We start from the raw sequence: 8,649 nt of genomic DNA, 5'->3' as shown, positions 1-8,649 counted from the left end.
CCGCCGCCGGGCCGGCCCGGCGGGGGCGCCCCGCGCGGGGCGGGCCCGCCGGAGCACCGGGCGGCCGGTCCGCGCGGCGGCCGGTCTGCCCGGGCGCGCGGACGGGGCGGGCCCGGCGGTCCGGGCCCGCCCGGGCCCGCTCCGGCCGTCAGAGCAGTTCGGCGGAGAGCGTGATCGTCGTGCCGGTCAGGGCCTGGCTCACGGGGCAGTTCTTCTTGGCGTCCTCGGCGGCGGCGGCGAAGCCCTCCGCGTCCAGGCCGGGTACCTCGGCGCGCACGCTCAGGTGGATGCCGGTGATGCCCTCGCCGGGCTGGAAGGTGACGTCGGCCTTCGTCTCCAGGCGGGTGGGCGGGGTGCCCGCGCCGTCCAGGCCGTGGGAGAGCGCCATCGAGTAGCAGCTGGAGTGGGCGGCGGCGATCAGCTCTTCGGGGCTGGTCTTGCCGTTGGCCGCCTCGGCGCGCGAGGGCCAGGAGACGTCGTACGAGCCGAGACCGGAGGAGTCGAGGGTGACGACACCCGAGCCCTTGAGGAGGTTGCCTTCCCAGACGGTGTGCGCGTGACGCGTGGTGGCCATGGTGGATCCCTTCGCAGAAGTCGAAACGGCCGGGCCGCGAACGGACCCGACCGTGCCAAACCTACTGCGACACCAGGGGCTTCGCGTCGCGGGCGAGCGCGGTGAGCCGCGAGATCGCCCGGAAGTACTTCTTGCGGTACCCGCCGTTCAGCATCTCGTCGCTGAACAGGCGGTCGAACGGTACGCCCGAGGCGAGGACCGGGACCTCCCGGTCGTACAGCCGGTCGGCGAGCACCACCAGCCGCAGCGCCGTCGACTGGTCCGGCACCGGTCCGACCTCGGTGAGGCAGACCGCCGAGAGCCCGTCCGTCAGCGCGCCGTAGCGGCTCGGGTGGACCCGGGCCAGGTGCTCCAGCAGGGCCGGGAAGTCGTCCAGGCTCGCGCCCGGGGTCGCGTACGCGGCCTTGGTGACCTGCTCCTCGGAGAACGGGGCCGGAGCCTCGGGCAGGCCCCGGTGGCGGTAGTCCTGGCCGTCGATCCGCAGCGGCCGGAAGTGCGCCGACAGCCCCTGGATCTCCCGCAGGAAGTCGGCGGCCGCGAACCGGCCCTCGCCGAGCTTGCCGGGCAGCGTGTTGGAGGTCGCGGCCAGCGCCACGCCCTGCTCGACGAGGCGGCTGAGCAGCGAGGACACCAGGACGGTGTCGCCCGGGTCGTCGAGTTCGAACTCGTCGATGCACAGCAGCCGGTGCCCGCCCAGGGTCCGCACGGTCTGCTGGAAGCCGAGCGCGCCGACCAGGTTGGTCAGCTCCACGAAGGTGCCGAACGCCTTGAGCGCCGGCTCGGCCGGGGTGGCGTGCCACAGGGAGGCCAGCAGGTGGGTCTTGCCGACGCCGTAGCCGCCGTCGAGGTAGACCCCGCGCGGGCCCGTGGGCGCGGCGGGCTTCCTCGCGAACCAGCGCCGCTTGCCGGAGCCCGTCGCGTGGGCGCCGCCGAGGCCGGCGGCGAAGCCGCTCAGCACGGTGACGGCCTCGGTCTGGCTGGGCTGGGCCGGGTCCGGGTCGTAGGTGTCGAAGCGCACCGAGTCGAAACGCGGCGGCGGCACCATCTCGGCCACCAGCCGTTCGGCGGGCACCCGGGGCTCGCGGGCGCACAGCGCCTGCGGGCCGGCGTCGGCTATGGGAGGCCGGTCGGCGGGCCGCCCGGCTGCTGAACCGGAGGTGGAGAGTGAGGTCGACACAGCACTCAACTCTACGGGGCGTGGCACACTGCACCGATGCGACGCCTGTTCCCTGTGACCGATCAGACACCGGCCCCACCCCGGGATCCGGCCGACCGCGCATGGTCGCTGGACGAGCTGGCGGAGGCGTACGCGTACCCCTCCCTCGGCGCCGGGGAGCACTGGCTCCGGGCCAACATGGTCTCCACCCTGGACGGGGCCGCCCAGCACGACGGCCGCTCGCAGCCGATCTCCGGCGAGACCGACATGCGGATCTTCGGCACCCTGCGGGCGCTGGCCGATGTCGTGGTCGTCGGTGCTGAAACGGTTCGCCAGGAGGGCTACCGGCCGGCCCGGGCGCGGGACGCCTTCGCCGCCCGCCGCGAGGCCGCCGGCCAGGGGCCCGCCCCGGCGATCGCGGTGGTCACGGCGAGCCTGGACCTCGACTTCGGCCTGCCGCTCTTCACCTCCCCCCTGGTGCCGACCCTGGTGGTCACCGGGGCCGGAGCGCCCGCCGACCGGGTCGCGGAGGCGGTCAGGGCCGGCGTCGAGGTCGTGGTGGCGGGCGACGGGGCGGGCGTGGACCCGGCGCGTGCGGTGCGCGAGCTGGCCGGGCGGGGGCTGCGCCGCCAGCTCACCGAGGGCGGACCCCGGCTCCTCGGGCAGTTCGTGGCCGCCGACGCGCTGGACGAGCTGTGCCTGACGATCTCGCCGATGCTCACCGCCGGGGACGCCCAGCGGATCTCCGCGGGCCCGGCCGTCGCGGTTCCGCACCGGCTGGCGCCCGCCTGCGTACTGGAGGAGGCCGGGTTCCTCTTCACGAGCTACCGTCGGATCTGACAAGGGGCGGAATTTGTCGTTCCGCTTAGCTTCCGCTGGGCATATACCTGCGCAAGCCCCGTGCGACAGCGGGGCAGGATGGTTTCCGCAGGGGCCGGCCAGCCAGCCGGCCTCGGCCCATGAAGGAGAGGGCGTCCGTGTTCACGAGCGTATTGATGATCGAGCAGCCGCTGACCACGGTGGACGTGGACTTCGTCACCACCCTGCACGGAGACGACGCGGTGTCCTTCGTCGTCCTCATGCGGCCCCGGGGCGACCAGGACCGACTGCTGCGCGCCATCGACGACGTAGCGCTCGGTGAGCTCCCCGAGGCCATTCACGAGGGCGACGAGCCCGAGGGCGACGCCGCCCAGGGGCCTGCCGCACACGCCCTCGCACACTCCCTGAACGCCCTGCGCGGCAAGGGCGCCAAGGCCACCGGGCAGATCATCGGGCAGCACCCGCTCGACCGGCTGAAGGCCGTCGTGGAGGAGACCGGGGCCGACGAGGTGATCGTTCTGACCGCCCCGCACTTCGTGGAGGAGTTCTTCCACCGGGACTGGGCCTCCCGCGCCCGCCACAAGGTGGGCGTTCCGGTGCTCAAGCTCTTCGCCCACAACGAATAGGCTGGCCCCGCGCCCCGCGGCCCGCCCGTGAAGGCGGCCGCGGACGCGGGCGCGCACCCCGTAGGACAAGCACCATCGATACCTGGAGCGACCTGAATGAAGCCCGGCCTGCCGACCGCCATGGAACGGCCCCACTTCATCGGCATCGGCGGCGCCGGCATGTCCGGCATCGCGAAGATCCTCGCCCAGCGGGGCGCCCAGGTCGCCGGCAGCGACTCGCGCGACTCGGAGACCGCCCAGGCGCTGCGCGCGCACGGGGCCGTCGTCCACATCGGGCACGCCGCCGGCCACCTCGCCGACGACTCCACCTGCGTGGTCGTCTCCAGCGCCATCCGCGCCGACAACCCCGAGCTGGCCCGTGCCGCCGAGCTCGGCATCCCCGTGGTGCACCGCTCCGACGCCCTCGCGGGCCTGATGGACGGGCTGCGCCCGATCGCCGTCGCCGGCACGCACGGCAAGACGACCACCACCTCGATGCTGGCGGTCTCCCTGGCGGCCCTGGGTCTGGACCCCTCGTACGCCATCGGCGGCGACCTGGACGCCCCCGGCTCCAACGCCCACCACGGCGAGGGCGACATCTTCGTCGCCGAGGCGGACGAGAGCGACCGCAGCTTCCACACGTACACCCCGCAGGTCGCGATCATCCTCAACGCCGAGCTCGACCACCACGCGAACTACGCGTCGATGGAGGAGATCTACGAGTCGTTCGAGACCTTCGTCTCCAAGATCGTGCCCGGCGGCACCCTCGTCATCGCCCACGGCCAGGCCGGCGCCGCCGAGATCGCCCGCCGGGTCCGCGGCAACGACGGCCTGCACGTCGTCACCTACGGCGAGGAGCCGGAGGCCGATGTCCGGATCACCAAGATCACCCCGCGCGGCCTGGCGAGCGAGGTCACCGTCGTCGTCGGCGGCCGGATGCTCACCTTCACCGTCTCCGTCCCCGGCCGCCACTACGCGCACAACGCCGTCGCCGCCCTCGCGGCCGGCGTCGCCCTCGGCATCCCCGCGCACAACCTGGCCTCCGCCCTCGGCAAGTACACCGGGGTCAAGCGCCGCCTCCAGCTCAAGGGCGAGGCCGCCGGCGTCCAGGTCATCGACTCCTACGCGCACCACCCCACCGAGATGACCGCCGACCTGGAGGCCATCCGCGGCGCCGCCGGGGACGCCCGCATCCTGGTCGTCTTCCAGCCCCACCTCTTCTCCCGCACCCAGGAACTGGGCAAGGAGATGGGCCAGGCCCTCGCGCTGGCCGACGCCTCCGTGGTCCTCGACATCTACCCGGCCCGCGAGGACCCGATCCCCGGCGTCACCAGCGAACTGATCATCGCGGCCGCCCGGGCCGCGGGCGCCGACGTCACCGCCGAGCACTCCAAGGAGGCCGTCGCCGACGTCATCGCGGGAATGGCCAAGCCCGGCGATCTCGTTCTCACCATGGGCGCGGGTGACGTCACGGATCTGGGACCCCGGATCCTGGAAACGATCGCCCGGCTGTCGAACTGAGGGAGCGGGAACGTCATGGCGTACGAGGTCGAGAAGACGGACGAGCAGTGGCAGGCGGAGCTGACCCCGTCCGAGTACCAGGTGCTGCGCCTCGCGGGCACCGAGCCGGCTTTCCGCGGTGAGTACACCGACACCAAGACGGAAGGCGTCTACTCCTGCCGCGGCTGCGGCTCCGAGCTGTTCCGCTCGACGGAGAAGTTCGAGTCGCACTGTGGCTGGCCGTCCTTCTTCGACCCGAAGGACACCGACGCGGTCGAGCTGATCCACGACCGGTCGCACGGCATGGTCCGCACCGAGGTCCTGTGCGCGAAGTGCGGCTCCCACCTGGGCCACGTCTTCGAGGGCGAGGGCTACCCGACCCCCACCGACCAGCGCTACTGCATCAACTCCATCTCCCTGCGGCTCACCCCCGCGGAGGGCTGAGACAGCTCTTCGAGGGCCCGGCCCGGGGTACGAGCCCCGGGCCGGGCCCTCCGTGCGTCCGGACACCTTCCGGGCAGGGGCGGGCCGGCCTGAGCGACCTCGTTCCGGGGGCTGTTGCCCGGCCGGTGGCCGCGCCTACCGTCTTCGCCAGGGGCGCGCGGAGCGCCGGGCGGGTCCGCGCGCCGCCCGGGCAGGACCGTGCGTACCTCCGGGCGGGGCTGTCCGATCCTCCGGGCGGGTCCGTACGTTCCTCCCGGCGGGGCCGTCCGTTCTCCCGCTGTACGGCCCGGCGTCAGCCGGGGATCGCCGTCCGGCCCCCCTGGACCGCTGTCCTTGGGGCGCCCCTCGACTCCCCCCTCACCCCCAGAGGTCGTCACACCATGGCAGAAGTCAACCGCCGCAGGTTCCTCCAGATCGCCGGCGGCACCGCCGCCGTCGCGATGCTGAACGAGAGCATCGCGCGGGCCGCCGCCATCCCGGCGCAGGGCGCCACCGGGACGATCCAGGACGTCGAGCACGTCGTCGTCCTCATGCAGGAGAACCGGTCCTTCGACCAGTACTTCGGGTCGATGAAGGGCGTACGGGGCTTCGGCGACCCCCGGCCGGTCCTCCAGGACAACGGCAAGTCCGTCTTCCACCAGTCCAACGGGACGAAGGACATCCTCCCCTTCAACCCGCAGGTCGACGACCTGGGCATGCGGTTCGTCGAGGGGCTCAACCACGACTGGGCCGGCGGCCACCTGGCCTACAACAATGGCAAGTACGACAAGTGGGTGCCGGCGAAGACCGCGACCACGATGTCGCACATGACCCGCGACGACATCCCGTTCCACTACGCGCTCGCCGACGCCTTCACCGTCTGCGACGCCTACCACTGCTCCTTCATCGGTGCCACCGACCCCAATCGCTACTACCTGTGGACCGGGCACACGGGCAACGACGGCACCGGCGGCGGTCCGGTCCTCGGAAACCAGGAGGCCGGCTACGGCTGGAAGACCTACCCCGAGCGCCTGGAGTCCGCCGGGGTGTCCTGGAAGATCTACCAGGACATCGGCGACGGCCTGAACGCCGCCGGCCACTGGGGCTGGATCGGCGACGCCTTCCGCGGCAACTACGGGGACAACTCGCTGCTCTACTTCAACTCCTACCGCAACGCCCTGCCGGGCAGCGCCCTGTACGAGAAGGCGCGTACCGGCACCAACGTCAAGGCGGGCGGGGGGTACTTCGACACACTGCGCGCGGACGTGGTGGGCGGCACCCTGCCCCAGGTCTCCTGGATCGCGGCCCCGGAGGCGTTCAGCGAGCACCCGAACTGGCCGACGAACTTCGGCGCCTGGTACATCGCGCAGGTCCTCGACGCGCTGACGGCGAACCCGGACGTGTGGGCGAAGACGGCCTTCTTCATCACCTACGACGAGAACGACGGCTTCTTCGACCACGTCGTCCCGCCGTACCCGCCGGCCTCCGCGGCCTGGGGCCTGTCCACGGCCGACGTGACCCGCGACCTGTACGCCGGGGGCGGCGGATACGCGGCCGGGACCTACGGGCTCGGCCCGCGCGTCCCGATGATCGTCGTCTCCCCGTGGAGCAAGGGCGGCTACGTCTGCTCGGAGACCTTCGACCACACCTCGGTGATCCGTTTCATGGAGAAGCGCTTCGGCGTCAAGGAGCCCCAGATCTCCCCGTGGCGGCGCGCGGTCTGCGGCGACCTCACCTCCGCCTTCGACTTCACCCGCTCCGACGCCGCCCCGGCCGCGCTCCCCCCGACGGACGGCTACCTCCCGCCCGACCGCGACACCCACCCGTCGTACCACCCGGTGCCGCCGGCGACGGGCACCCTGCCCAAGCAGGAGGCGGGCTCCAAGCCGACCCGCCCGCTCGGCTACAGCCCGTACGCGGACGGCAGGGCCACCGTGTCCACCGGCAAGTTCACACTGACCTTCGCCGCCGGTTCCGTCCTGGGCGCCCACTTCCACAGCACCTCGGGCAACCGTACGGACGGGCCCTGGCCCTACACGGTCGAGGCGGGCAAGACCCTCTCGGACACGTGGAGCACCAGTGCCTCCACCGGCAACCAGGTCAACCTCACCGTCTGGGGCCCGAACGGCTTCCTGCGCACCTGGAAGGGCCCGGCGAAGAAGGCCGGCCCCGAGGTGACGGCCCGGCACGCGGACGCCACCGGCAACCTGGTGCTCACCCTCGCGAACTCCGCGGCGGCGGCGGTCCACCTCACCGTGACCAACTCCTACGGCGGCGCCGCCCAGACCTTCAAGGTCAACCCCGGCGCCACCGTCTCCCACACGGTCGACCTGCGCGCCACCGGCCGCTGGTACGACGTCAAGGTGGTCTCCGACGCCGACGCCACCTTCCTGCGCCGGTTCGCGGGCCACGTGGAGACGGGAGCACCGGGCGTCTCCGACCCGGCGCTCAAGACCGTCTGACCCGGTCCGCCGCCCGTCCGCCGCCCGTCCGCCGCTCCGGTACCGCGAGGTGGCCGGGGCGGCGGCGGTTGAACGGTGTGACGGCGGATCCGGTGGGCAGTACGTACGGCGTCGGCATCTCCACCCCGTCACCGAGGGAGAACGCATGGCCATCGCCCACCGCAGGATCGGCACCGGACCCGTCCGCGTCATAGTGCTGCACGACTGGTTCGGCACCTGCGCCACCTGGGGATCCGTACTGGACCACCTGGACCCGGAGGGGTTCTCGTACGTCTTCCTCGACTACCGGGGCTACGGCGACCGGCGGGACGTGGCCGGGCGCTACAGCCTCGCCGAGATCGCCGACGACGTCCTCGAACTCGCCGACCAGCTGGGCTGGGACACCTTCTCGCTCCTCGGGCACTCCATGGGGGGCAAGGCCGCGCAGCAGGTGCTCGTACGGGCCCCCGAGCGGATCGAGAAACTCATCGGGACCGCCCCGGTCCCGGCCGCGCCCTACGCGATGGACGACGCGACCCACGCCCTCTTCTACGGCGCCGCCGAGGACCCCGACAAGCGCCGGGCCATCCTGGACTTGGTCACCGGACACCGGGTGAGCCGCCACTGGCTGGAGCGGATGGTCGCCCATTCGCTGGCCGCGTCCCGGCCCGAGGCTTTCGCGGGCTACCTCGCGAGCTGGCAGCCGCTCGATCTGTCCTCGGCCGTCAAGGGCAACACCGTGCCGGTGCTCGTCCTGATCGGGGAGCACGACCTCGCGCTGACCGCCGAGGTCATGCGGGGCACCTGGCAGGTCTGGTACCCGAACTGCCGGATCCGGACCCTGCCGGGCACCGGCCACTACCCGCCGCAGGAGACCCCGGTGGCCTTCGCCACGGCGGTCGAAGCCTTCCTCGTGAGCTAGGGGGGCGTCCGGCGGACCCCGGTGGGGGACGGGGTCCGAAGGGCCGACCCCCTAACGCAGGCGGCGGGCGCGGCGGCGGCGCAGGAGGATGCCGGCGGCCGCGCCGGTCAGCGCGGTGACCGCGACGCCGGCCGTGGTCCACCACAGGGCCGGCCCGGAGGCGGCGGGCCCGGCCGCGTCCGACGCGTGCGCGCCGGTCCGGGGTGAGG

General features: G+C 72.9%; 8 protein-coding genes. 6 read left to right on the top strand and 2 right to left on the bottom strand.

Features of this window, described 5'->3' with window-relative positions; translation table 11 throughout:
• Positions 1-148: 148 nt before the first annotated feature.
• A complete protein-coding gene (locus ABT106_RS29430; RefSeq protein ID WP_351283383.1) occupies positions 149-574 on the bottom strand; it encodes an OsmC family protein in 426 nt (141 codons plus the stop codon).
• 61 nt (positions 575-635) lie between these two features.
• Positions 636-1,691: a cell division protein ZapE gene (zapE, locus tag ABT106_RS29425; protein WP_502979521.1), complete on the bottom strand. Its 1,056-nt coding sequence runs from the start codon at positions 1,689-1,691 to the stop codon at positions 636-638.
• A gap of 96 nt (positions 1,692-1,787) precedes the next feature.
• Between zapE and ABT106_RS29420 the strand changes: the two genes are divergently transcribed.
• From ABT106_RS29420 to ABT106_RS29395, 6 genes are all read left to right on the top strand, one after another.
• Positions 1,788-2,570, top strand: a complete 783-nt coding sequence (locus tag ABT106_RS29420) for a pyrimidine reductase family protein (RefSeq protein WP_351283378.1) — start codon at positions 1,788-1,790, stop codon at positions 2,568-2,570.
• A gap of 137 nt (positions 2,571-2,707) precedes the next feature.
• The gene (locus ABT106_RS29415) at positions 2,708-3,175 is read left to right on the top strand and encodes an indole-3-glycerol phosphate synthase (protein WP_351283376.1); all 468 of its coding nucleotides are present in this window, start codon (positions 2,708-2,710) and stop codon (positions 3,173-3,175) included.
• Positions 3,176-3,271: 96 nt separating this feature from the next.
• Positions 3,272-4,675: a UDP-N-acetylmuramate--L-alanine ligase gene (murC, locus tag ABT106_RS29410; RefSeq protein WP_351283373.1), complete on the top strand. Its 1,404-nt coding sequence runs from the start codon at positions 3,272-3,274 to the stop codon at positions 4,673-4,675.
• A 15-nt stretch (positions 4,676-4,690) separates the two neighbouring features.
• Positions 4,691-5,098 carry a peptide-methionine (R)-S-oxide reductase MsrB gene (gene msrB / locus ABT106_RS29405; protein ID WP_351283371.1) on the top strand — a complete coding sequence of 136 codons (408 nt, stop codon included), beginning with the start codon at positions 4,691-4,693 and terminating at the stop codon, positions 5,096-5,098.
• A 380-nt stretch (positions 5,099-5,478) separates the two neighbouring features.
• Positions 5,479-7,539, top strand: coding sequence for a phosphocholine-specific phospholipase C (locus ABT106_RS29400; protein ID WP_351283369.1), 2,061 nt, complete (start codon positions 5,479-5,481; stop codon positions 7,537-7,539).
• Positions 7,540-7,684: 145 nt separating this feature from the next.
• Entirely contained in the window at positions 7,685-8,440 is a 756-nt protein-coding gene (locus ABT106_RS29395) for an alpha/beta fold hydrolase (protein WP_351283367.1), read from the top strand.
• Positions 8,441-8,649: the final 209 nt, after the last annotated feature.

It is taken from the genome of Streptomyces sp. NPDC002044, assembly GCF_040296725.1.
Taxonomy (GTDB): Bacteria; Actinomycetota; Actinomycetes; order Streptomycetales; family Streptomycetaceae; genus Streptomyces; species Streptomyces antarcticus.
Note: the sequence above shows the minus strand (reverse complement) of the source record. Positions and strands in the feature narration are given on the sequence as shown.